Source organism: Zoogloea sp., assembly GCF_041911615.1.
Lineage (GTDB): Bacteria > Pseudomonadota > Gammaproteobacteria > Burkholderiales > Rhodocyclaceae > Zoogloea.
Genome location: NZ_JAYROR010000115.1, coordinates 37183 through 60430 on the forward strand (window position 1 = coordinate 37183; position 23248 = coordinate 60430).

The 23248-nt window shown below is 66.6% G+C and carries 19 protein-coding genes and 1 tRNA gene; 14 read left to right on the plus strand and 6 right to left on the minus strand.

Going from position 1 to position 23248, the window contains the following annotated elements:
* Positions 1-51 precede the first annotated feature (51 nt).
* The 6 genes from ACE3P2_RS15025 to mshL form a co-directional block, all read right to left on the minus strand.
* Positions 52-648, minus strand: a complete 597-nt coding sequence (locus tag ACE3P2_RS15025; protein WP_374265877.1) for a hypothetical protein — start codon at positions 646-648, stop codon at positions 52-54.
* A complete protein-coding gene (locus tag ACE3P2_RS15030; protein WP_374265879.1) occupies positions 645-2108 on the minus strand; it encodes a hypothetical protein in 1464 nt (487 codons plus the stop codon). The genes ACE3P2_RS15025 and ACE3P2_RS15030 overlap by 4 nt, the downstream gene beginning before the upstream one ends.
* Before the next feature lie 2 nt (positions 2109-2110).
* Positions 2111-3313, minus strand: coding sequence for a type II secretion system F family protein (locus tag ACE3P2_RS15035; protein ID WP_374265881.1), 1203 nt, complete (start codon positions 3311-3313; stop codon positions 2111-2113).
* A 79-nt stretch (positions 3314-3392) separates the two neighbouring features.
* Positions 3393-5093, minus strand: a complete 1701-nt coding sequence (locus ACE3P2_RS15040; protein ID WP_374265883.1) for a GspE/PulE family protein — start codon at positions 5091-5093, stop codon at positions 3393-3395.
* Positions 5090-5923: a tetratricopeptide repeat protein gene (locus tag ACE3P2_RS15045; RefSeq protein WP_374265885.1), complete on the minus strand. Its 834-nt coding sequence runs from the start codon at positions 5921-5923 to the stop codon at positions 5090-5092. The genes ACE3P2_RS15040 and ACE3P2_RS15045 overlap by 4 nt, the downstream gene beginning before the upstream one ends.
* Entirely contained in the window at positions 5920-7788 is a 1869-nt protein-coding gene (gene mshL / locus ACE3P2_RS15050; protein WP_374265887.1) for a pilus (MSHA type) biogenesis protein MshL, read from the minus strand. The genes ACE3P2_RS15045 and mshL overlap by 4 nt, the downstream gene beginning before the upstream one ends.
* Positions 7789-8120: 332 nt before the next feature.
* Here mshL and acs point away from each other — a divergent pair, with 332 nt between their 5' ends.
* The 14 genes from acs (at position 8121) to dnaB (ending at position 23043) form a co-directional block, all read left to right on the plus strand.
* On the plus strand, positions 8121-10079 hold the full coding sequence (gene acs, locus ACE3P2_RS15055; protein WP_374265888.1) for an acetate--CoA ligase: 1959 nt from the start codon (positions 8121-8123) through the stop codon (positions 10077-10079).
* A 279-nt stretch (positions 10080-10358) separates the two neighbouring features.
* Positions 10359-10550, plus strand: a complete 192-nt coding sequence (locus ACE3P2_RS15060; RefSeq protein WP_374265890.1) for a hypothetical protein — start codon at positions 10359-10361, stop codon at positions 10548-10550.
* Between the two features lie 9 nt (positions 10551-10559).
* Positions 10560-13316 carry an ATP-binding protein gene (locus ACE3P2_RS15065; RefSeq protein ID WP_374265892.1) on the plus strand — a complete coding sequence of 919 codons (2757 nt, stop codon included), beginning with the start codon at positions 10560-10562 and terminating at the stop codon, positions 13314-13316.
* 71 nt (positions 13317-13387) lie between these two features.
* Positions 13388-13762 carry a response regulator transcription factor gene (locus ACE3P2_RS15070; RefSeq protein WP_374265894.1) on the plus strand — a complete coding sequence of 125 codons (375 nt, stop codon included), beginning with the start codon at positions 13388-13390 and terminating at the stop codon, positions 13760-13762.
* 49 nt (positions 13763-13811) lie between these two features.
* Positions 13812-15980, plus strand: a complete 2169-nt coding sequence (locus ACE3P2_RS15075) for an exonuclease domain-containing protein (RefSeq protein ID WP_374265896.1) — start codon at positions 13812-13814, stop codon at positions 15978-15980.
* Positions 15981-15992: 12 nt separating this feature from the next.
* Positions 15993-17408 (plus strand): DUF294 nucleotidyltransferase-like domain-containing protein, encoded by a 1416-nt coding sequence (locus tag ACE3P2_RS15080; protein WP_374265898.1) that lies wholly within the window; start codon positions 15993-15995, stop codon positions 17406-17408.
* Positions 17409-17466: 58 nt separating this feature from the next.
* A complete protein-coding gene (locus ACE3P2_RS15085) occupies positions 17467-17763 on the plus strand; it encodes a DUF4212 domain-containing protein (RefSeq protein WP_374265899.1) in 297 nt (98 codons plus the stop codon).
* Between the two features lie 92 nt (positions 17764-17855).
* On the plus strand, positions 17856-19820 hold the full coding sequence (locus ACE3P2_RS15090) for a sodium:solute symporter family protein (RefSeq protein WP_374265901.1): 1965 nt from the start codon (positions 17856-17858) through the stop codon (positions 19818-19820).
* 37 nt (positions 19821-19857) lie between these two features.
* Positions 19858-19948: transfer RNA gene (locus ACE3P2_RS15095), tRNA-Ser, on the plus strand.
* A gap of 146 nt (positions 19949-20094) precedes the next feature.
* Complete coding sequence (gene rpsF, locus ACE3P2_RS15100) at positions 20095-20478, plus strand: 30S ribosomal protein S6 (protein ID WP_374265903.1); 384 nt, start codon at positions 20095-20097, stop codon at positions 20476-20478.
* A 1-nt stretch (position 20479) separates the two neighbouring features.
* The gene (priB, locus tag ACE3P2_RS15105; protein ID WP_374265905.1) at positions 20480-20824 is read left to right on the plus strand and encodes a primosomal replication protein N; all 345 of its coding nucleotides are present in this window, start codon (positions 20480-20482) and stop codon (positions 20822-20824) included.
* Positions 20796-21065: a 30S ribosomal protein S18 gene (rpsR, locus tag ACE3P2_RS15110; RefSeq protein WP_374265907.1), complete on the plus strand. Its 270-nt coding sequence runs from the start codon at positions 20796-20798 to the stop codon at positions 21063-21065. The genes priB and rpsR overlap by 29 nt, the downstream gene beginning before the upstream one ends.
* 15 nt (positions 21066-21080) lie before the next feature.
* On the plus strand, positions 21081-21530 hold the full coding sequence (gene rplI, locus ACE3P2_RS15115; protein WP_374265908.1) for a 50S ribosomal protein L9: 450 nt from the start codon (positions 21081-21083) through the stop codon (positions 21528-21530).
* Between the two features lie 112 nt (positions 21531-21642).
* The gene (dnaB, locus tag ACE3P2_RS15120; protein ID WP_374265910.1) at positions 21643-23043 is read left to right on the plus strand and encodes a replicative DNA helicase; all 1401 of its coding nucleotides are present in this window, start codon (positions 21643-21645) and stop codon (positions 23041-23043) included.
* The last annotated feature ends 205 nt before the right edge of the window (positions 23044-23248 follow it).

Sequence of the window (23248 nt, forward strand, 5' to 3'; positions counted from 1 at the left end):
GGATTCTGAACACGCGCGGGCGGCGTGTCCAGTGGCGGCAGGGCTGCGCGGCTAAGGCGTGGCGGCGGGGATGTGGAGGGCGATCCAGTCGATTTCGCAGTCGATGCCCAGGCTCGGTGGCGTCGTGGTGTCCGCGGTGCGCAGCAGCCGGCAGCGTCGAGGCAGGAAAATGCCGCCTGGTTGGTCGCGGGGCGGTTGGAGGATGGCGAGGAGGTGCGCTTCGTGGGCAAGGGTGCCGTGAAGCGCAAGGGTGGCGGCGATGAGGCCCGCGGAGGGCGCGTCGGGCGCCGGGGTGTCGGGGTAGGGACGGGCTGGGCCGATCGTCCATTCGAGGTGGTTACCGGGCGACCGGGCGGCGATGGTGGCGAGATGGGCGTGCCAGGCCTGGCGGGGCGGTGGGCGAAATTGCCCGGCGTTTTCGAGACCGGCCAGCGCCTGACCGGCTGCGACGGTAGCGCTGCGGGTCTGGTCGAGGGTGAGGTGGTGATCGCGTGCTTGGGCGAGGTGGGCGTGGTGCTGCTGCAGGCGCAGCACGGCTTCGGCGTGGTCGGCGCGGGTCCAGAGCAGCAGCGCGGCACTGGCGAGCAGGGCCAGCGTCGCGCCCAGCAATGGGTGCCGGAGTGATCGGAGGGTGGGGGCGGTGATCATGGTGCGGGGCTCGGGAGGTCGAGCCGGATCTCGAGCGAGGTGGAGGGCGTGGTGAGCGTCTGGCTGCTGCGCAGGACGTCGGCGTCGTCGGTGGGCGGGACGTCGAGGATGGCGCCGGGCAGGCGCTGCAGGGCGCGGAGGAAGGAGGCCGGGTCGCCGCGTGCGGTGAGGGTGAGCTGGATGTGCTGGCGCGGTGGGCTGTCCGGAGTGAGAGCCCAGTCGAGCTGGCGCAGATCGATGCCGGGGTGATGGTCGAGCGCCTGGGCGAGTTGATGCAGAAAGGAGGCCGGCCCGCCGCTGGCTTGCTGGAGCTCGGCGTGCCGGGCGAGGATGGCCTGAATCGTGGCCAGGGGCTGCGGCAGGGGCGGGGTGGCGGCGGCGATGGCGCGTCCACGTGTTTCTTCGGCCTCGATTGTGCTGCGCAAGATGTCGACCTGTGCGTCGATCTGGCGGGTGTCGAGCAGGGTGTGGGCGCTCACGACGAGGCTGGCGGTGGAGAGCAGCGCGGCACCGAGTCCGGCGACCGCACCGAGTCGGTGGATGGCAAGGTGGCGACGGGTGGCGGCCGGGGCGAACTGGAGCAGGCCGCGCTGACGGGCGGCGAGATGGAGCAGGAGGGGGAGCGCGTCGATGTCGTCGATGGGCGGGCGCAGGCCGCTGCGTCGGCCGATGGCCTGCAGGTCGACGGGGATGAGCTGGAGATCGGGGGTGTCGGGGCAGGCTGTGCGGAGGGCGGTGTGCTGGCTGGCGGGGGCCAGGATGAAGACGGGGGTGGCGCCGCCGCGTTCGAGGGCGCGCTGGCCGAGGAGGTAGTGGTGGGTGCGCTGGATCTCGTCATGAACGGCGCGCCATGGCTCCGGCGTCTGTGCCGAGAGGTGGGCGGCCAGGCGGCTGAAGCGGACACGGCCCCGATCGAGGCAACTGATGCGCAGGCCAGCGGGGCTGAAGCAGGCCAGGAGCGCCGTATCGGTAAGCGGCGTGAGCTGGGCGCCGATGGCACTGCCGAGCATGGCCACGCCGTGGATGCCGGCCGGCGCGATGTCGTGCTGGCGCAGGGCGTCGAGCCAGGGCTCGAGGGCTGCCGGGCGGGTGAGGGCGGCGAACACGATGCGCTCGTGGCCCGGGTCGTTGGCCGAGGCGGGTCGTCGGCCGAGCGTGAGATGGGCGAGGTAGGGCGTATCGAGGTGATGCTGGCTCTGGCGGCGGGCGATGAGCTGGCTTCGATCGCGGCCGCGGAGCAGGGGCAGGGTGTCGAGCTGGAAGCTTTCGTCGGGCAGGTCGACGAGCAGCAGGTGATGGGCCCGACGCGCTGCGCGGGGTGCGACGGCGAGATGGTGCGCCAGATCGGCGGCGCCATCGGGGCCGGCTGGAAAGCGGGCTTCGACGGTTGGCGTGCCCTTGTGCCAGCGGGCGAGCAGCAGGCCGTCGGGGTGCAGGTAGAGAAGGCGCAGGGGCGGCATGTTCAGAGCTTGATTGTGGTGACGATGTCGTAGATGGGCAGCATCACGGCGCTCATGACGGCGAGCAGGAACAGCCCGAGGATCACGGTGAGGGCGGGTTCGATGCCGGCCTGGAGGCGTTCGATGGCTTCGCGCACGTCGCGCTCGTAGAAGTAGCCGATGTTGCCGAGGGCGGTATCGAGGGCGCCGGTGTTCTCGCCGATGCGGATCATGCGGGTGACCAGCGGGGGAAACAGGGCGACGGCGCCGAAGGCTTCGGAGAGGCGGGCGCCGTGGGCGATGGCGCGGCCGACCTGCCGCAGACCGTCGCGCATTGCGGTGTTGCCGACGGTGCCTTCGGTGATGCGCAGGGCGTCGACGATGGGGATGCCTGCGCCGTACATCAGGGCGAAGAGCCCGGTGAAGCGGGCCAGGATCAGCTTGCGCCGCACCGGGCCGAGCAGGGGCAGGCGCAGCAAGGCGGCGTCGTGCCGGCGGCGCAGGGCAGGGCTGCGGGCCAGTGCCTGGCGGTAGGCGAGCGTGACAGTAGCCAGGGCGCCGACGAGGAGGAGACCGTGGTCGCGTACGAACTGCGACAGCCCGATGAGCAGGCGGGTCTGGAATGGCAGCGGCTGGCCGGCGGTCTGGAACAGCCGGGCCAGCTCGGGGATGACATGAACCAGGGCGACGACGATGGCGATCAGGATGACGAAGGCGACGATGGCCGGATAGATGGCGATGCGATGGGTGAAGGCGGCGAGTTCGTCGTCGCGTTTGAGGGCGGTGGAGAGGGTGCGCAGCACGCTGGGCAGTTCGCCCGCGTGCTCGCCGGCACGCACGAGACTGCAGAAGACGGGGTCGAAGCTGCGAGGATGGCGTTCGAGGGCTTGGGAGAGGCTGTCGCCACCTTCGATGCTGCGCCGGATGCTGGCAATGGTGGCGCGAAAGCCGGGGTGTTCGGTGGCGTCGCCGAGGTCGGCGAGGCTTTCGAGGATCGGTACGCCGGCTTGCAGGAATTGCTCCAGGTGGAAGCAGAAATTGATGAGCTCGCGGCGGGGCGGCTGGGTTCGCCAGGCGCGTGGCAGGCGTGCGGCTGGGCGGGCGTGGAGAAGTTCGAGGCCGAGACGGGTGAGGCGTTGTTCGAGTTCGACGACGCTGACCGCATCGAGGCGGCCGTGGACGATCCGGCCTTGCGGGTCGACGGCGCGATACGAGAACGTGTTCATCGGTCTGTCGTCCGGTCACCGGGCGCGGCGTGCCGCGACGGGTTGGAGACGTTGCCCGAGGCGTGCCAGCCGGTCGTGGTCATGGGGCCATGCGATCGGTGAGGTCGACGACGCGGCAGAGTTCGTCGAGGCTGGTCTCGCCCTCGAGGACGCGGCGCAGGCCGTCGTCGGCGAGGGGGCGGAAGCCCTGGCGGGCTGCCGCGTGCCGGATTTCGCGGGCGGTGGCGCGGCGGGCGATGAGTTCGTCGAGGTCGGCGTCGAGGCGCAGGACTTCCATGATCGCGCGGCGCCCCCGATAGCCCTGGAAGTCGCAGGCGGGGCAGCCGACCGGGTGATGGAGCAGCGGGCGGGAGGCTTCGTCGGACAAGCCCAGCAGACGCAGTTGCGCGTTGCTGGCCGGCGCCACTGCGCGGCAGGCGGGGCACAGGCGACGCACCAGGCGCTGGGCGACGATGCCGATGATGTTGCCGGCGAGGATGTGGGCAGGGATGCCGATGTCGAGCAGGCGCGCGAGGGCGCCGATGGCCGAGTTGGTGTGCAGGGTGGAGAACACCTGGTGACCGGTCATGGCGGCCTGGAAGGCCATCCGCGCGGTGTCGGCATCGCGGATCTCGCCGACCAGGATGACGTCCGGGTCCTGGCGGAGCATGGCGCGCACGCCGCTGGCGAAGTCGAGCCGGACGGCGTCGGAGACGGCGGTCTGGCGGATCTGCGGCATGGGGTACTCGACCGGGTCCTCGAGCGTCATGATGTTGATGCCCTCGGCGTTGAGGTGGCCGAGGATCGAGTAGAGCGTGGTGGTCTTGCCGCTACCGGTGGGGCCGGTGACGAGGATCAGCCCTTCCGGGCGGGCGATCATCCGCTTGAGCAGATCGAGCTGGACGTCGGCCAGACCGAGCTGATCGAGGCGGACGAGCCCCTTCTGGCGGTCTAGGACGCGCAGGACGATGTTTTCGCCGTGCAGGGTGGGCTGGGTGGAGACGCGGAAGTCCACCGGCCTGCCGCTCACCGTCAGGGAGATGCGACCGTCTTGCGGGGCGCGGGTTTCGGCGATGTCGAGGCCGGCCATGACCTTGATGCGCACGGCCATCGCGGGCCAGCAGGATTTGTGCAGGGCGCGGATCTGGCGCAGCAGGCCGTCGATGCGGTAGCGGATGCGCAGGAAGCCGGCTTCGGGCTCGAAGTGGAGGTCGGAGGCGTCGCGCTTGACGGCGTCGGCCAGCAGCGCGTCGATGAGCCGGACGATCGGCTGGGCGTACTCGTTGCTGCGACCGACGGCGGTCTGGCGGTCGGGCTCGCCGGTTTCGATCTCGTGGAGGATGCCGTCGATGGACAGGGTGTGCCCGTACAGCTGGTCGATGGCATGGGCGATTTCGGAATCGGCGGCGAGGCGGGTCTCGATCTCGGTGCCGCCGGGCAGGGCGGCGCGGAGCTGGTCGAGGGTGACGAGGTTGTCGGCTTCGGCGGAGGCGACGACGAGGCGGCGGTGGGTGGGGTCGAAGCTCAGGGGGATGAGCTTGAGCCGTCGGGCGAGGGCCTGGGGCACCAGCGCAAGCGCCTCGGGATCGGGGAGCAGGTGGCCGAGATCGACACTTTCGCGGGCGAGGGTGCGGGCGAGTGCGTCACGCAGGGCGGTTTCGGAGAGGAAGCCGAGGCGTACCAGCTGGCGGCCGAGGGCCTCGCCGCTGCGCTGGTGCTCGCGCAGCGCGATGTGGAGCTGGTCGCCGCTGATGAGGCCGAGTTCCAGCAGGGTCTGGCCGATCGGGGTGGGGGCGTTCATGGCTGGGGGGCGAGGACGTGCGCCCGGGCGGCGCAGCGGTCGCGGGGAAAGCGGCTGGTGGGTTGGTGGGCGGCGAGTTGCAGGGCGCGGCGGTAGAAGTCGCCGGCCTGACGCGGCTGACCGAGGTGGTCGAGGCTGACGGCGAGGTTGTAGGCGATGTCGGCATCGTCGGGGGCGAGCCGGTGGGCCTGGAACCACGCTTGCTGAGCGTCGGCCCAGCGCTGCTGGCGGGCCAGGAGTTCGGCGAGGGCGATGCGTGGGGCGAGGGTGTCGGTGTCGTCGGGGCGGTTGGCGAGCGCGCTGCGCAGGCGGCTTTCGGCGTGCCGGGGATCGCTGCCCTGGAGTCGGCTGAGGCCGGCGACGGCAACCGGGTCGTCCGGCCGGGCAAGGAGGGCGCGACGGAACAGCGCGCTGGCCTCGGCGGTGCGCTGCTCACGCAGGGCGATGGCGCCAAGCCCGTCGAGGGCGTCGGCGTCGTGGGGGTCGAGGGCGAGAACCTGGCGGTAGCGCTGTTGGGCGAGGGCGAACTGGCCGGCGGTGAAGGCGTCGTGGGCTTCGGTGAGGAGGCGGTGGGACGGGGCGGCTTCGGGCGGTGCGCGCCGGAAGCGGACTGGCGTGTCGGGGGCGGCGACGCTCGGGCGTCGCGATGGCGGCGGGGGCGCCGCAGGCGCATCGGGGGTGGAGATTGCGGCGAGTTCGGGCGGCGGGGCGCTTGCCGCGGGAGCGGCGGCGAGCGGGCCAATCGCCGCCAGTGCGCAGGCCAGCCCGCGGCCGCGGGCGAGGAGGCGGTGGGCGCGGCTGACTGGCGCGGTGTCGGTGAGCGGGCTCATGGCGTGGCGGTGGCGAAGGGGCGGTCCGGTTGGACCGGGGTCGGGAAGTTGCGACTGCCGGGCCGCGGGCGTTCGACGAAGAAGTCGGGGCCGGGTAGTTGTTTGCGCAGGTGTGCCGTGTTGGCGACCAGATTGGGTTCGCGCACGACCACCGGGCGCAGGAAGATGACCAGTTCGGTCTTCTGGATCGCGTTGTCGCGATTGGTGAAGGCTTCGCCGAGGACGGGAAGGCTGCCGATCAGGGGGACGCGACCGGTCTTGTAGTCGATGCGGTCTTCCATCAGGCCGCCGAGGATGGCGGTTTCGCCGTCGCCCAGGCGCAGGATGGATTCGATCTCGCGCGTGCGGATCTGCGGCACGAGGTTGGCGATGGTGGCGGGAATGTTGGGGTTGGGGTCGCGGCGGAAGTCGGCGATGCTGGAGATGGTGGGGCGGACGTTGAGGATGATCTCGTCGGCCTCGCTGACCTGGGGCGTGACGGTCATGACGAGCCCGACGGAGACCGCCTGCGGGGTGGTGGTGACGGTGGTGAGTGCGCCGGCGTTGGTGGTCTGGGTGGTGTCGGCCTTGACGCTGAAATAGACGTATTCCTCGACCACCTTGATGACGGCGGTCTGGTTGTTGAGCACCGACAGCTTGGGGCTGGAGAGGACCTTGACGGTGCCGAAACCTTCGAGGAGCTTGATCGTCGAGTCGATGCCGCCGGCGCTGTTGTAGGCGATGCTGAACGGGGTGACGGTGTTGCCGGCGCTGGCGCCGAGGGCCGGCCCGGTGATGCCGAAACGGGTGCCGCTGCCGAGCAGTCGGCTCCACTCGATGCCCTGGCGGTAGGTGTCGGAGAGGCCAACTTCGAGGATCGTGGCTTCGATGAGCACCTGGCGTCGGGCGGCGGCCATCACCTGGTCGATGAACTCCTGCACTTTCTCGTGCTGCCGGCCGGTGGCGCGGACGGTGACGACGCCGGTTTCGCGGTTGGCGATCACCGACGCCGCCTCGCGGTAGGTGGATTTGTGCACCAGTGTGGTGGTGCTGTTCTGGATCGCCGCCGGGTTGGGACTGGCGGCGAGGCCGCCGCCGCTGGGCTGGGCCGGTGCGGCTCGGTTGCGGTAACGCCCGCCGTTGGTCGGGGTGGGGGCGACACCTGTTCCGGTGGTGGTGGCGGTCTCGAGGTTTTCGATGACGGTTTCGCTGGAACCTTCCGGCAGGATCTTGTCGGTTTCGCGCAGGAGGTCGCGGAGGTTTTTTTCGACGGAGTCCCAGAACTGATTGCGGGAGGCGTTCTCGATGCGCGTGGCGGAGACGTTGCCGCCGTTCACCGCAGTGCTGGCGGGCAGGCTGCCGCTGGTGGGATGCAGGGTGCCGGTGCCGGTGGTGGCGATCTGGGTGTTGGTCGATACGGTGCCGGAGACGTTGCGGCTGAGATTGACGTAATCGATGCGATAGGTGCGCAGGAAGGGGCTGTCGGGCATCACCATCAGGTTGGGGCCGTCGAATTCGTAGCGCATGTCCACCTGCCGGGCGAGGCGGGTCAGGATCTGGGGCAGGGTCTGGTTGATGGCGTTGAGGGTGACGGTGCCGCTGAGTCCGGGGTGGATGTCGACGTTGATGCGGGCGTCGCGGGCGAGGGCGAAGAGGAGGTCCTGGATGCGCAGGTTGGTGACGACCACCGAGTAGGTCTCGGTGCGCGGTGCGGGGGCCGGGCGTGGCAGTGGCAGGATGTCGGGCACCAGCGGCGGGATGTCGCCGACGGCGGCCGGAACGTCCTCCGCCCGCAGGTGGCTGGCTGACGGTGGGCTGGGCGGCCGCGACGCGCAGCCCACGAGGACGATGGCGAGCAGGGGCGCCAGCAGACGGCGGAATTTCATATGGGTATGTTCGTGTCTTTTTTTACAGTTTCCATTCTATGCCAAAAGAGTTTGCTTTTGCGAGTGTCCTGGCTGCCGAGTAAATGGTGCACTGCACCTATTTCCAGGGGGGGGAAGGGGCGGGAGGGGGTGGGCGGTGATTTGCAGGAAAAAGCCTTACACGGGTGTAAGTCATGTGTAAGATTGATCGACTTAAATCGCGGCCGGATTCAGGATCGATGCACCGAAGAAAAACATAAGACGGTGATCCCGTTGGACCGGTCTTGGCCCCCGCCAGCAAGGTTTCAGAGCATCCAACGTTGCACACTCATAAAACACGAGGAGAGGTGAAAATGACGAACGAAACCACCCAGAAGCTCTACTATCCGTCTGAAGAGGTGGTCAAGAACGCTGCCGTGTCGGGCATGGAAGCGTACAAGGCGCTCTGCGCGGAAGCAGAGCAGGACTACGAGGGCTTCTGGGGCAAGCGCGCCAAGGAACTCATCGACTGGCAGACTCCGTTCACCCAGGTGCTGGACGAAAGCAACGCCCCGTTCTTCAAGTGGTTTGCCGACGGCAAGCTGAACGTCTCCTACAACTGCCTCGACCGTCAGGTGAACAACGGCCTGGGCGACAAGGTCGCGCTGATCTTCGAAGGCGACAAGGGCGACGTCACCAAGGTCACCTACAAGGATCTGCTCGGCCGCGTGTGCAAGTTCGCCAACGCGCTGAAGAGCCTCGGCGTCAAGAAGGGTGACCGCGTCGTCATCTATCTGCCGATGTCCATCGAGGGCGTCGTCGCGATGCAGGCCTGCGCCCGTATCGGCGCCACCCACTCCATCGTTTTCGGCGGTTTCTCCGCTCAATCCCTGGCCGACCGCATCAACGATGCCGGCGCCGTCGCCCTCATCACCTCCGACGGCCAGAACCGCGGCGGCAAGGCCCTCCCGCTCAAGTCCATCGCCGACGAAGCGCTGGCCAGCGGTTGCCCCTCCATCAAGAGCGTCCTGGTCGTGAAGCGCACCGGTGGCGAAACCGCCATGGTCGCTGGCCGCGACATCTGGGCCGACGAACTGCTGGCCCAGCAGGCCGATACCTGCGAGCCGGAATGGGTCGAAGCCGAGCACCCGCTGTTCCTGCTCTACACCTCCGGCTCCACCGGCAAGCCGAAGGGGGTCCAGCACTCCACCGGCGGCTATCTGCTGCACGCCATCCTGACAATGAAGTACACGTTCGACATCAAGCCGAACGACGTCTTCTGGTGCACCGCCGACATCGGCTGGGTCACGGGGCACACCTACATCACCTACGGCCCGCTCGCTTGCGGCGCGACCGAAGTGGTCTTCGAAGGCGTGCCGACCTACCCGGATGCCGGCCGTTTCTGGAAGATGATCCAGGATCACAAGGTCACCGTGTTCTACACCGCCCCGACCGCGATCCGTTCGCTGATCAAGGCGGCGGACAACACGCCGGCCGTGCATCCCAAGAACTACGACATGTCAACCCTGCGCATCCTGGGGTCGGTCGGCGAGCCGATCAACCCGGCGGCCTGGGAGTGGTACTACGAGAATGTCGGTGGCGGTCGCTGCCCGATCGTCGATACCTTCTGGCAGACCGAGACCGGTGGTCACATGATCACGCCGCTGCCGGGCGCGACCCCGCTGGTGCCGGGCTCCTGCACCCTCCCGTTCCCGGGCATCCAGGCCGCGGTGGTCGATGAGACCGGCACCGAAGTGCCGTGGGGCCAGGGCGGCATCCTCGTCGTCAAGCGTCCGTGGCCGTCGATGATCCGCACCATCTGGGGTGATCCCGATCGCTTCGTGAAGTCCTACTACCCGGCCGACTTCCAGGGCAAGCTGTACCTGGCGGGCGACGGCGCGATCCGCGACAAGGACACCGGCTACTTCACCATCACCGGCCGTATCGACGACGTGCTGAACGTCTCCGGTCACCGCATGGGCACGATGGAAATCGAATCTGCCCTGGTGGCCCACGAGAAGGTGGCCGAAGCCGCCGTGGTCGGCCGTCCGGACGATCTCACCGGCGAGGCGATCGTTGCCTTCGTGGTGCTCAAGGGTGCCCGCCCGACCGGCGACGAAGCCGCTGCGGTGGTCAAGGAGCTGCAAAACTGGGTTGGTCAGGAAATCGGCCCGATCGCCAAGCCGAAGGACATCCGCTTCGGTGAGAACCTGCCGAAGACCCGTTCCGGCAAGATCATGCGCCGCCTGCTCCGTCAGCTGGCCAAGGGCGAGGAAGTCACCCAGGACACCTCGACGCTGGAAAACCCGGCGATCCTGGATCAGCTCAAGTAATTCCAGTGATTCGAACCCGGCCGCATGGCCGGGAGCAGACCCGGTCCCACGGCTCCCCGAGCCGGGAGGACGACAATAAACCGGGCTGCGCAAAAGAAAAAACAGGGGAGGAGCCCGGCGCGGTACGGCCGGGAGTTTGAGGGGGAGGAAAAGGCGCGAGCAATTCGCGCCTTTTTCTCGTCCGTCGTTTGCGTGCCGATGCATCTGGCGTGGCCACCCTCGCCAGCGCGGGCTTTTCGGTTTATAAGCCTGAGACGGACGACGCAACGGGAGGACGACATGCTCAAGGCTACGCTGACCGGACAGCGCCTCGTGGCGCTGTTCCTGCTCGGATGGGCGCTGGTGAACTACCCGATCCTGTCGGTGTTCGACACCGCGCAGGCCTGGTTCGGGGTGCCGGCGCTGTATCTCTACGTTTTCGGCGTGTGGGCCGCGGTCATCGCGCTGATGGCCTGGATCATCGAGCGCTAGGGGCTGCAGGTGCTGACCGGTTCCACCATCGCCGCGGTTTCCTTCGCCTATCTGCTCCTGCTGTTCGCGGTCGCCTACGTGGGTGACAAGCGGGCGGATGCGGGCCGTTCGCTGATTGCCAATCCAACCATCTACGCCTTGTCGCTGGCGGTGTATTGCACGACATGGACCTACTACGGCAGCGTCGGTCGGGCCGCCGTGTCGGGGCTCGGGTTTGCGCCGATCTTCCTCGGGCCGACGCTGGTCGTCTCCCTGTGGTGGTTCGTGATGCTCAAGATGGTGCGCATCGGCAAGACCCACCGCATCACCTCGATTGCCGACTTCATCGCCTCGCGCTACGGCAAGAGCCATCTGCTCGGTGGGCTGGTCACGGTCATCGCGGTGCTCGGGGTGATTCCGTACATCGCCCTGCAGCTCAAGGCGGTCTCGAGCAGCTTCACGATCCTGGCCAGCTACCCGGCCATCGTGATGCCGGCCAAGGCCGGCGGGGTGTCGTGGATGGGCGATACCACGCTTTACATCGCGCTGATCATGGCGGCCTTCACGATCCTGTTCGGCACGCGCCACCTGGATGCGACGGAGCGCCACGAGGGGCTGGTGGCGGCGGTCGCTTTCGAGTCGCTGGTCAAGCTGGTGATCTTCATCGCGGTGGGCTTGTACGTCACCTACGGCATCTACGACGGTTTCGACGACATCTTCGCCCGTGCGTCGGCGCGTCCGGCGCTGCAGGCCTTGATGACGATGGGGGCGGGCGGCAACGGTTACGGCAACTGGTTTGCGATGACGCTGCTGTCGATGCTGGCGGTGATGTTCCTGCCGCGCCAGTTCCAGGTGGCGGTGGTGGAGAACGTCAATGAAAACCACCTGCGCCGGGCGATCTGGCTGTTTCCGCTGTACTTGCTGCTGATCAACGTGTTCGTGCTGCCGATCGCGCTGGGTGGTCTGATGCATTTCGCGGGGCAGGGCGTCGATGCCGACACCTTCGTCCTGACGCTGCCGATGGCTTACGGCCACGGCTGGCTGGCGCTGCTGGTGTTCATCGGCGGGTTGTCGGCGGCGACGGGCATGATCATCGTCGAGACGATCGCCCTGTCGACGATGGTCTGCAACGATCTGGCGATGCCGCTGCTGCTGCGTTACCGCTGGGTGGCGCTGCAGGGGCGCGCCGACCTGTCGGGGGTGCTGCTGGGGATCCGTCGCGGTGCCATCGTGTTGATCCTGCTGCTCGGCTATCTGTATTTCCGACTGGCGGGCGAGGCCCACGCGCTGGTCAGCATCGGTCTCATCAGCTTTGCGGCGGTGGCGCAGTTCGCGCCGGCGATGCTGGGCGGGATGTACTGGCGCGGTGGGACGCGACCGGGGGCGCTGGCCGGGCTGGCGGGAGGCTTTGGGGTATGGCTGTACACGCTGCTGCTGCCTTCGTTCGCCAAGTCGGGCTGGTTGCCGGCGGATTTCATCCAGTACGGCCTGTTCGGGCTGACCGCGCTCAAGCCCCACGAGCTGTTCGGGCTGACCGGGCTCGATCCGCTCGCCCACAGCCTTTTCTGGAGCATGCTGGTCAATCTTGGCGCATACGTCTGCGTCTCGCTGTGCCGTCAGCCCAATGCCGTCGAGGCGGGCCAGGCGACCCTGTTCGTCGATGTCTTCAAGCAGAGCCGGCCCGATGGCGACGCCTTCTGGCGTGGCAGTGCCCGGGTAGGCGATCTGTTGCCGCTGATCGGCCGGTTCATCGGTCCGGAGCGGGCGCACCAGGTCTTCGACGACTATGCCCGCAGTCGCGGCATGGCGGGCGTCGAGGCGCTGCAGGCCGACGCGGGGCTGGTGCATTTCGCCGAGACGACGCTGGCGGGGGCGATTGGCAGCGCATCGGCGCGGGTCATGGTGGCCTCGGTGGTGAAGGAGGAGCCCCTCGGCCTCGACGAGGTGATGAAGCTGCTGGACGAGGCGTCGCAGGTGCGCGCCTATTCCCGCCAGCTGGAGCAGAAATCCCTCGAACTGGAGGCTGCGACCCGCGAGCTGCGCAGTGCCAACGCACGCTTGCAGGAGCTGGACCGGCTGAAGGACGATTTCATGTCGTCGGTGACCCATGAACTGCGTACGCCGCTCACTTCGATCCGGGCCTTTTCGGAGATGCTCCTCGACGATCCGAAGATTGACCTGGAAGAGCGCAAGCGCTTTCTCGGTATCATCGTGAGCGAGACGGAGCGCCTGACGCGGCTCGTGAATCAGGTGCTCGACATGGCCAAGATCGAGTCGGGGCACGCCGAGTGGCACAACGGCGAAGTCGATCTGATCCAGGTCGTCGAGCAGGCGGTGGCTTCCACCAGCCAGCTTTTCAAGGACAAGGGCGTGGCGCTCGTGCTGGCCCTGCCGGACCGCGTGCCCTTGCTGGTGGCCGATCGCGACCGGCTGGTGCAGGTCATGCTGAATTTGCTCTCCAACGCGGTGAAATTCGTGGCGCGCGATGCCGGGCGTGTCGAGGTGACGCTGTCCTGGGGCGAGGCCGGCCTGCGTGTCGATGTGCGCGACAACGGGCCCGGGTTGAGCCCGGACGAGCAGGCGGTGGTCTTCGAGAAATTCCGCCAGGGGGGCAACGCGATGACCGACAAGCCGCAGGGCACCGGCCTCGGTCTGCCGATCAGCCGTCAGATCGTCGAACATTACGGCGGCCGGCTGTGGGTGGAGAGCACGGCGGGCGACGGGGCGACTTTCTCGTTCCTGATGCCTTGCGGGAAATCAACAGATGCGAATGTAGAGGCAGGATAAACTAGCGTTTCATGCGCCGCGGATGGCTCGGGCGGAGGTTCGTGCCGCGCGGCGAAGGGGAGGAGGAGACAATGACCAAAAAAATACTGATCGCCGACGATGAGCAAAACATCGTCATTTCCCTGGAGTTCCTGATGAAGCGCGAGGGCTTCGCGGTGTGCATCGCCAGCGACGGCCAGGAGGCCCTCGACAAGGTGCGCAGCGAATCGCCCGATCTGGTGCTGCTCGACGTGATGATGCCGCACAAGAACGGCTACGAGGTGTGCCAGGAGATCCGGGCCGATGCCGGGCTGCAGGGCACCCGGATCCTGATGCTGACCGCCAAGGGCCGCGAGACCGAGGTGACCAAGGGCCTGGCGATGGGCGCCGACGCGTACATGACCAAGCCGTTTTCGACCCGCGAACTGGTGGCCAAAGTCAAGGCGCTGCTGGGGATCGAAGCGTGAGCCCGCGCGCGCGACGGGGAAGCGGCAATCCCGTGCCGGGGTGCCGGTCGTGACGCCCAAGGCCCGGCAGGGCCTCGCCATCGCGGCGGCCTGTCTGTTGGTTGCCGGCGTGCTGGCGGCCGCGGGGTTTGCGGTGTGGCGCGATCTGGGCGCCGACGAGCGCGAGGTGCTTGAGCCGATCCTCGGCCAGCGCCTGGGCCTGCTCATCATGATCGGCCTCGTCGGCGTGGGCGCCGCGGCGGTCATGATGAAAGGCTTCGTCCAGGCCAACATCGGCGGGCCGGCGCTGCTGGCTGACGAGGTGGGGCTGATCGTCGGCACCGATCCAACGCGCCGCCTCAAGCCGACCGGCAGCCCCGAAATGCAGCGCATCGCCGAGGCGGTCAATCAACTCGCCGACCAGCGCCGCAGCCTGCAGGAGGACGTCGAGGCGCGCATCCGCGAGGCGCGCCAGTCCGTCGAGGAGGAACGCAACCGTCTGGCGGCGCTGATGTCCGAGCTCAACCAGAGCGTCGTCGTGTGCAATCTCGACGGCCGCATCCTGCTCTACAACAACCGTGCCCGCTTGCAGTTCAAGGCCATGTCCGATGCGCCCACGGCGGCCGGCGGCGGCGAGATCATCGGCCTGGGGCGCTCGATCTATCTGGTCTTCGAGCGCAGCCTGATCGCCCATGCACTGGAGAGCATTCAGGAACGCATCCGCCGCCAGAGCGCCCAGCCGGTGGCCAACTTCGTCACCACGACCCGCGCCGGCCAGTTGCTGCGCGTGCAGATGGCGCCGGTGCTGGCCCCGGGCGGAACGTCGGAGGGCGAGACGACGGTCACCGGCTTCGTGCTGATGCTCGACAACATCACGCGCAATTTCGAGGCCGAGACTCGCCGCGACCAGATGCTCCACACCCTCACCGAAGGGAGCCGCTCTTCGTTGGCCAACCTGCGCGCCGCGGCCGAGATGCTCGAATATCCCGATCTCGATGCGGAGCTCAAGGACCGCTTCCTGAACGTGATCCGCGATGAGGTGCAGGGCATGAGCGGGCGCCTCGACGAGACCGCCAACGCCTTCGCCGACGCCCTCAAGACCCGCTGGCCGCTCGACGAAATGCTCGGCGCCGATCTCGTGGCGGCGGCCCAGCGTCGCGTCGAGAAGAAGCTCGGCCTGCCCACCAAGCTCGAGGACGTCGATCCGGACGTGTGGGTGAAGGTGGATAGCTTCTCGCTGCTGCAGGCCATCGGTTACCTGGCGAGCCGTCTGTCGGACGAGTTCGAGGTGCGCGAGGTGCGATTCCGCCTGAGCGCGGCCGGACGTCTGGCGCACCTGGACCTGATCTGGTCCGGCCAGGCGATGAGTACCGAAACCGTGATGGCGTGGGAGCTCGAGCCGATGACCTTCGCCGGCGAGAGCTCGCCGCTCACGGTGCGCGACGTGGTCGCGCGGCACGACGGCGAGATCTGGCTGCAGCGCGAGAAGACTCAGCACCGGGCCTTCTTCCGCCTGCTCCTGCCGTCCGCCGCGCCGCAGAGCGAGGTCGAGGCGGCCACCTATCTCAAGGGCGACAGCCGGCCGGAATACTACGATTTCGACCTCTTCAAGCAAACCGAGCTCAGCAACGCCCTCGATGATCGCCTGCTGTCCGAGCTGGCGTTCACGGTGTTCGATACCGAGACCACCGGCCTCAATCCGTCAGAAGGCGACGAGATCATCCAGATCGGCGCCACCCGCATCGTCAATGGCAAGCTGCTCAAGTCGGAGTCTTTCGACCAACTGGTGGACCCGCTGCGCGAGTTGCCCGAGGCGTCCACCAAGATCCACGGCATCACCCCCGAAATGCTCGCCGGCCAGCCGCCGATGTCGAAGGTCCTACCCGCCTTTCACGCCTTCGCCGAGGATACCGTGCTGGTGGCCCACAACGCCGCCTTCGACATGCGCTTCCTGCAGCTCAAGGAGGCCAGCACCGGCATTCGCTTCGATCAGCCGGTGCTCGACACCCTGCTGCTCTCGGCGGTGCTGCATCCGGCGCAGGAGTCCCATCGCCTGGAGGCGATCAGCGAACGCATGGGGGTCAGCGTGATGGGGCGCCATACCGCCATCGGCGACGCGATCGTCACCGGCGAGGTGTTTCTGCGCATGATTCCGTTGCTGGCTGAAATGGGGATCCGCACCCTTGGCGATGCACGCCGGGCGTCGGAGAAGACGTACTACGCACGGGTCAAGTACTGAGCTGCCGCCGCCATGCCTGCGCCATCCGATGCCGGCATGGGGCTCGCCGCACTGCAGGGGCGGGTGCCACTCGATGTGGCGCCGGAGCTCAGCGTGCGGTGTGCGCTGCGGCAGATGCACCGGGCGCGGGCCGATTGCGTGGTGGTGCTGGATACGGCCAGCCGGCGTCCGCTCGGCATCCTGACCCTGCGCGATGTACTGGCCCGGGTGGTGCTGGCGGACGAGGTCCTCGATCAAGTGGTGGCGGGCGTGATGACCGGCGGCGTCGTGGCGCTGCCGTGCGACGCGGACATTCATCAGGCCCGTCTGCGTCTCGCCAGCCATGCGCTGCGCCATCTGGTGCTCGTCGATGGCGCGGGGCGCTTTGCCGGCGTGCTTGCGCGGGGCGATCTGTACGCCAGTCGTCACGGTCGCGACGATGATCTCGTGGAGCGCATCCAGGCGGCGCGAAGCCCTGCCGAACTCGCGGCGGCCGCCGCGAGCGTGCGCGAGGCCGCCGCGGCACGAGCCGAGCAGGGTGAAGGCGCCGAGGGGCTGGGGACGTGGATCGCCATCCTCAACGATCTGATTGCCCTCGCCGCCATCGATCTGGCCGAGGCCGACTTCGACCTCCCGCTGGTGCCGTGGTGCTGGCTCGCCTTCGGCTCCGAGGGGCGTCTCGAACAGACGCTCGCCACCGACCAGGACAACGGCCTGATCTTCGCCGTTTCCGGCGAGGACGAGGCCGACCGTCTGCGGGCGCGGTTCCTGCCTTTTGCCGAGCGCGTCAATCGGTTGCTCGATGCCTGTGGCTTTCCCCTGTGCAAGGGTGGCGTGATGGCGGGCAACCCGAAATGGTGTCTGAGCGAGGGCGAGTGGCGGGCGCGCTTTGCCGAGTGGATGCGCGCCGCGGGCGCCGACGATCTGCTCAATGCGACGATCTTCTTCGACTTTCGGCCTCTCGCCGGTGACGGCTCGCTGGCCGCCGCGCTGCAGCGCTGGCTGCTCGGCAACGCGGCCGACAACGCGTTGTTCCTGCGTTTCATGGCGATCAACGCGCTGCGTGGCGGCCCACCGCTCGGTCGTATTCGCGATTTCGTGGTGGATCGGGGCAGCGGCCTGCTCGATCTCAAACGCGACGGCAGTCGTCCGTTCGTCGATGCCGCACGGATTTACGCGCTGGCGCTGGGCCTGACGTCCACGTCCACCGCCACCCGGCTGCGTGCCGCCGGTGGCGAGCTGCGCTGGGACGAGCGGGAAACGTGTGCGCTGGTGGATGCGTTCGGATTCATCCAGCAACTGCGGCTGCGCCAGCAGCGCACGACGCCCGGAACGCCCAATCAGGTTTCGCCGGGTGCGCTGAGTGCGCTCGACCGGGCCTTCCTCAAGGAATCCTTCCGCCAGGCGCGTCGGTTGCAGCAGAAGCTCCAGACCCGATATCAGCTGTAGCGCCCGGCGAGGCTATACTCGCGGGCGGGCCACGAGGGCCGGCGGGGAGGAGCGAGGCGTGAGCCCGAACGACGACAGCAATCCAGCAGTGCCGCAGCGCGCCCAGCGGGCTTACTGGCGTGCCACGCTGCGGCTCACCACGGTGCTGCTGCTGGTGTGGGGCTGCGCAAGTTTCCTTCCGGGCTGGTTCGCCGACGCGCTCAACGAGGTGACCTTCTTTGGCTGGCCGCTCGGGTTTTACATGGCGGCGCAGGGTGCGCTGATCGTTTTTCTATTGGTCGTCTGGTGCTACGACCACTGGATGACCCGCCTCGAGCGCCGCTGGGCGAGTCCGGATCGGGGCCGCGTTTCGTGACGCCGGTGTCCCGCCCCAGCCTTTCGCGGCGTATCGGTCGCTACTACGCGTTATACACACTTGGCTTCGCGGCGTTTGTGGGGCTGCTCGCCATGGCCGAGCAGCTGGGCCTGTCGCCGCGCTGGATCGGGCAGATCTTCCTGTTCGCGACGATTGCGATCTACGCGGCGATCGGGGTGATGAGCCGCACCTCCGACGTGTCCGAATACTACGTCGCCGGGCGGCGCGTGCCGGCCTTGTTCAACGGCATGGCCACCGCCGCCGACTGGATGAGCGCCGCCTCCTTCATCGGTCTCGCGGGCACGCTCTACTACGCCGGCTTCGAGGGCCTCGCCTTCGTCACCGGATGGACCGGCGGCTACGTGCTGGTGGCGCTGCTGCTCGCGCCATTCCTGCGCAAGTTCGGCCAGTTCACCATCCCGGATTTCCTGGGCGCCCGCTACGAGGGGCACTTCGCGCGCATCGTCGGCGTCATCGCCGCGGTGCTGGCTAGCTTCGTGTACGTCGTGGCGCAGATCTACGGCGTCGGGCTCATCACCAGCCGCTTCATCGGCATCGAGTTCGAGATCGGCGTCTTCGTCGGGCTTGCCGGTATCCTGGTGTGCTCCTTCCTGGGCGGCATGCGCGCGGTGACGTGGACCCAGGTCGCGCAATACCTGATCCTGATCGTGGCCTATCTGGTGCCGGTGGGCATCCTGTCGTACAAGGTCACCGGCGTTCCGATCCCTCAGGTGATGTACGGCAGCGTGCTGCAAAACCTGGGGGTGAAGGAGCTGGAGCTCTTTTCCGAGCCGCGGGAGAACGAAGTGCGCGCGCTCTATCGCCAGCGCGCCGACGAATATGCCCACAAGATCGTCGACCTCCCCGATTCTCTGGTGGCCGAGCGCCACGCGCAAATGCAGAAGGTGCACGAACTGCGGACCCTCGGCGCGCCGGCGCGCGACGTGGCCAGCGCCGAGCGCGTCCTGCGCGATCTGCCGCGCACCCCCGACGAAGCGCGCCTGAAATGGGAGCGGGTCCGCCAGGAAAGCCTGGCCCGCACCGCTCATCCCGCGCCCCATGCCGAAGCCCACCCAGGGGGCGATCAGGATGCCAGGGACAGCGCGCGCAACAATTTCCTGGCCCTGACCTTCGTGCTGATGGTCGGCACCGCCGCGCTCCCCCACATCCTGATGCGCTACTACACCACGCCCAGTGTCACCGAGGCCCGGCGCTCGGTGTTCTGGTCGCTCTTCTTCATCTTCCTGCTCTATGTCACCGCGCCGGCCTATGCGGTGTTCGCCAAATGGGAGGTCTACAGCAGCGTGGTCGGTGCCAACATCGCCACCTTGCCGCATTGGGTCGCGTCGTGGGGCAAGGTCGGGCTGGTGCGGATCGAGGACATCAACGGCGACGGCATCCTGCAGCTGGCCGAACTGACGATCAACAGCGACGCGATCCTGCTGCTCGTACCCGAGCTGGCGGGGCTACCCTACGTGGTGTCCGGGCTCGTCGCCGCCGGCGGCCTGGCGGCGGCCCTTTCGACGGCCGACGGGCTGCTGCTGACGATTTCCCACGCGCTGTCCCATGATCTGTACTACAAGATCATCAATCCCGAAGCGTCCACCCAGCGGCGGCTGGTGATCACCAAATCGCAACTGCTGGTCGTGGCGGTCGTGGCCGCCTGGGTCGCCTCGCTTCGTCCGGACGGCATCCTGTTCATGGTCGGGCTGGCGTTCTCGATTGCCGCATCGGCTTTCTTCCCGGCCCTGGTTCTGGGCATCTTCTGGAAGCGTGCCAACAAGTGGGGTGCCACCGCCGGGATGATCGTCGGCCTGGGGACGACGCTGTACTACATCGTGCGGACCCACGCATTCTTTGGTGGCAGCATGGCCGACGCCTGGTTCGACATCAGTCCGATCTCCTGCGGCGTGTTCGGCGTGCCCGCGGGCTTCCTGACGATCGCCGTCGTCAGTCTCCTCACTCCGCCGCCAAGTGCCGAGGTGCAGGCCCTCGTGGACTTCGTCAGGTTGCCCGATTCGACCGAGAATCTTGCGCAAAACGAAAACAGGCTTTGACATCCTGAAATCTTCATGTATAGTGCCGCCTCCACTTGGAGAGGTGGATGAGTGGTTTAAGTCGCACGCCTGGAAAGCGTGTTCAGGGTAATACCCTGACGCGGGTTCGAATCCCGCCCTCTCCGCCAAGAATTCCCTCGGATGGTTTGCGTGTGCCGCATGATGCGGCGCGCGCATTGTCACGTCGCGCAGTGCTGCGGGTGGCTTCCGTCCGGCAGTTTCACCTTGCCCTACCGTTCGCATGACGGAGGGTTTTCATCCAGAAGGAGATCTCATGCGACATTACGAAGTCGTTTTCATCGTTCACCCTGATCAGAGCGAGCAAGTGCCCGCCATGATCGAGCGTTACCGCAGCCTCGTCACCTCCCAGGGCGGCCAAATCCATCGCCTGGAAGACTGGGGGCGCCGTCAGCTGGCCTATCCGATCCAGAAGATTCACAAGGCTCACTACGTGCTGATGAACATCGAGTGCGATCAGCCCACCATCGCCGAGCTGGAGCATGGTTTCAAGTTCAACGACGCCGTGCTGCGCCACCTGTCGATCCGCATGAAGAAGGCCGTCACCACCCCGTCGCCGATGATGAAGGAAGAGAAGGCTCGCTCCCTGACGTCCGCCGACGAGGCCAAGCCGGCTGCCGAGCAGCAGCCCGCCGCCTGATTTGCAGGAGCAGGGTCGCAACAGTTTTGAGATAGAAGGCGTCCTGACCGAGGTCGGTCAGATGCGTTACACCCCCGGCGGCGTGCCGGTGATGGCGGGGCGCATCGAGCATCGATCACGGCAGACGGAAGCCGGCGTTCCTCGTAATGTGGAACTCGAACTGCAGGTGGTGGCGGTGGGTGAAAAGGCAAAATTGCTTGCCGTTGCCCGTCTCGGAAGTGCCGCCCGCATCTCCGGCTTTCTCGCAGCGAAAAGCCTGCGCAGCAGGGCGCCTGTATTGCATATCGATACGATCGAATTTTTGGAAGGAATGAATCATGGCATTCAAGCCAGCAGCCAAGCGTAAGGACGACCGTGGCGGTCGCAGCCTGTTCAAGCGTCGCAAGTTCTGCCGCTTCAGCGCAGAGAAGATCGAAGAGATCGACTACAAGGATGTGGACATCCTGAAGGACTTCATCACCGAAAACGCCAAGATCATGCCGGCTCGCATCACCGGTACCAAGTCTGGCTACCAGCGTCAGCTGTCCACCGCGATCAAGCGTGCCCGCTTCCTCGCGCTCCTGCCTTACACCGACCTGCATCAGTAATCCGGGGGACACACCATGCAAATCATTCTTTTGGACAAGGTTGTCAATCTCGGTGGTCTGGGCGATGTGGTTAAGGTCAAGGACGGCTACGCCCGCAACTTCCTGATCCCCCAGGGTAAGGCCAAGCGTGCCAACGCCGCCAACCTGGCTGAGTTCGAAGCTCGTCGTGCCGAGCTCGAGCGCCTCGCGGCCGAGCAACTGGCTGCCGCGCAGGCCCAGGGCGAGAAGCTCGAAGGCCTGGCCGTGACCATCGCTCGCAAGGCAGGTGTCGATGGTCGCCTGTTCGGCTCCGTCACCAACGCCGACATCGCCGATGCCCTCAAGGCGCAAGGCTTTGCCGTCGAGAAGGCTTCCGTTCGCATGCCGGAAGGTCCGCTGAAGGTGGTTGGCGAATCGCAGATCGTCGTGTCGCTGCACACCGACGTGACCGCCAACATCACCGTCACGGTGGTCGGCGAGAACTGATCGGCAGGGAGCGTTTTGCTCGCTGCAATAAAAAAGGGCTGCGTCGTGCAGCCCTTTTTGTTTATAGCCCGGGCTTGTGCCGGGCATTTTCGTTTTGTTTGGTCGAAGCTCCATGCGTAAAACCCAGAATCACGCCGACGATCCCGTGATGTCGGCGCTTCGGCTTCCGCCCCATTCGCTGGAGGCGGAGCAGTCCCTTCTTGGCGGCCTGCTGATCGACAATACGGTCTGGGATCGGGTCGGCGATGTCGTGAACGAGGCTGATTTCTATCGCGACGATCATCGTCGGATCTTCCGCCAGATCGCCCGGCTGATCGAGTTGGGCAAGCCCGCGGACGTGGTGACGGTATTCGAGGCGCTCGAGAAGAATGGTGAGGCCGAACACGTGGGCGGGTTGGCGTATCTCGGGGAAATCGCCAACAGCACGCCGTCGGCAGCCAACGTCCGCCGCTACGGCGAAATCATCCGTGAGCGGGCCATCCTGCGGAAGCTGGTGTCGGTGGGAGATGACATCGCTGCCAGCGCTTTGACGCCGTCCGGCAAGGATGCGAAGACATTGCTCGACGAGGCGGAGGCCAAGGTGTTCGAAATCGCCGAGGCGGGCGCGCGCACGGTGAGTGGTTTCGTGCCAATCCAGCCGATCCTCGGTCAGGTCGTTGACCGTATTCAGGAACTGTACGACCGCGACTCGCCGTCCGGGATTACCGGTGTGGCAACGGGGCTTGCCGATCTCGACGACAAGACGTCCGGCCTCCAGCCGTCGGACATGATCGTGCTGGCGGCGCGACCAGGTATGGGTAAGACGTCACTGGCGCTCAATATTGCCGAGCATGTGGCGGTGGAGGGCGGCCTGCCAGTTGCGATCTTCTCGATGGAAATGCCTGGCACTCAGCTCGCTACGCGTTTTCTGTCGTCGGTCGGGCGGATCGATCAGCACAAGATTCGCTCTGGCAAGCTCAATGACGAGGAGTGGCAGCGCCTGACTTATGCGCTGGGGAAGCTGCATGAGGCGCCGATTTTCATCGATGAGACACCGGGCCTGAATCCCACCGATCTGCGCGCCCGCTGCAGGAGGCTTCATCGGCAGTGCGGCCGGCTCGGCTTGATCGTGATCGATTACCTGCAGCTGATGACTTCGCTCAAGGAGAGCGACAACCGTTCGGCTGAGCTGTCGGAAATCTCCCGCTCCGTGAAGTCACTCGCCAAGGAATTGCACGTGCCGATTATCGCCTTGTCCCAGCTCAATCGAAGCCTTGAGCAGCGCCCCAACAAGCGCCCGGTTGCATCCGATCTGCGCGAATCCGGTGCCATCGAGCAGGACGCAGACATCATCATGTTCATTTACCGGGACGAGATTTACAACCCGGATTCGCCAGACAAGGGAATGGCTGAGTTGATTATCTCGAAGCACCGTAACGGCTCCACCGGTACGATCCGCATGACCTTTCTCGGCGAATTCACCCGATTTGAAAACTTTGTCGGGACGTATGCCGGATCAGCACCCGAGTACTGATGCTGTGCTGATGCGCGGGTTCGAAAAATTTACGGTCTCAATGGTGTTGACAGTTTCTGATAGTTCTTTATAATTCGGCCTCTTTCGCAGCGACGCTTTCGGCGGGATTGGAAGTGTGGCGGTGGGGAGGCTGGGTTTGCGGTGTATTGCAGGCTTGGGGCGTTAAGCGGTGCGATTCTGGTTTTAAAAAAGATTCGCGCAGTGC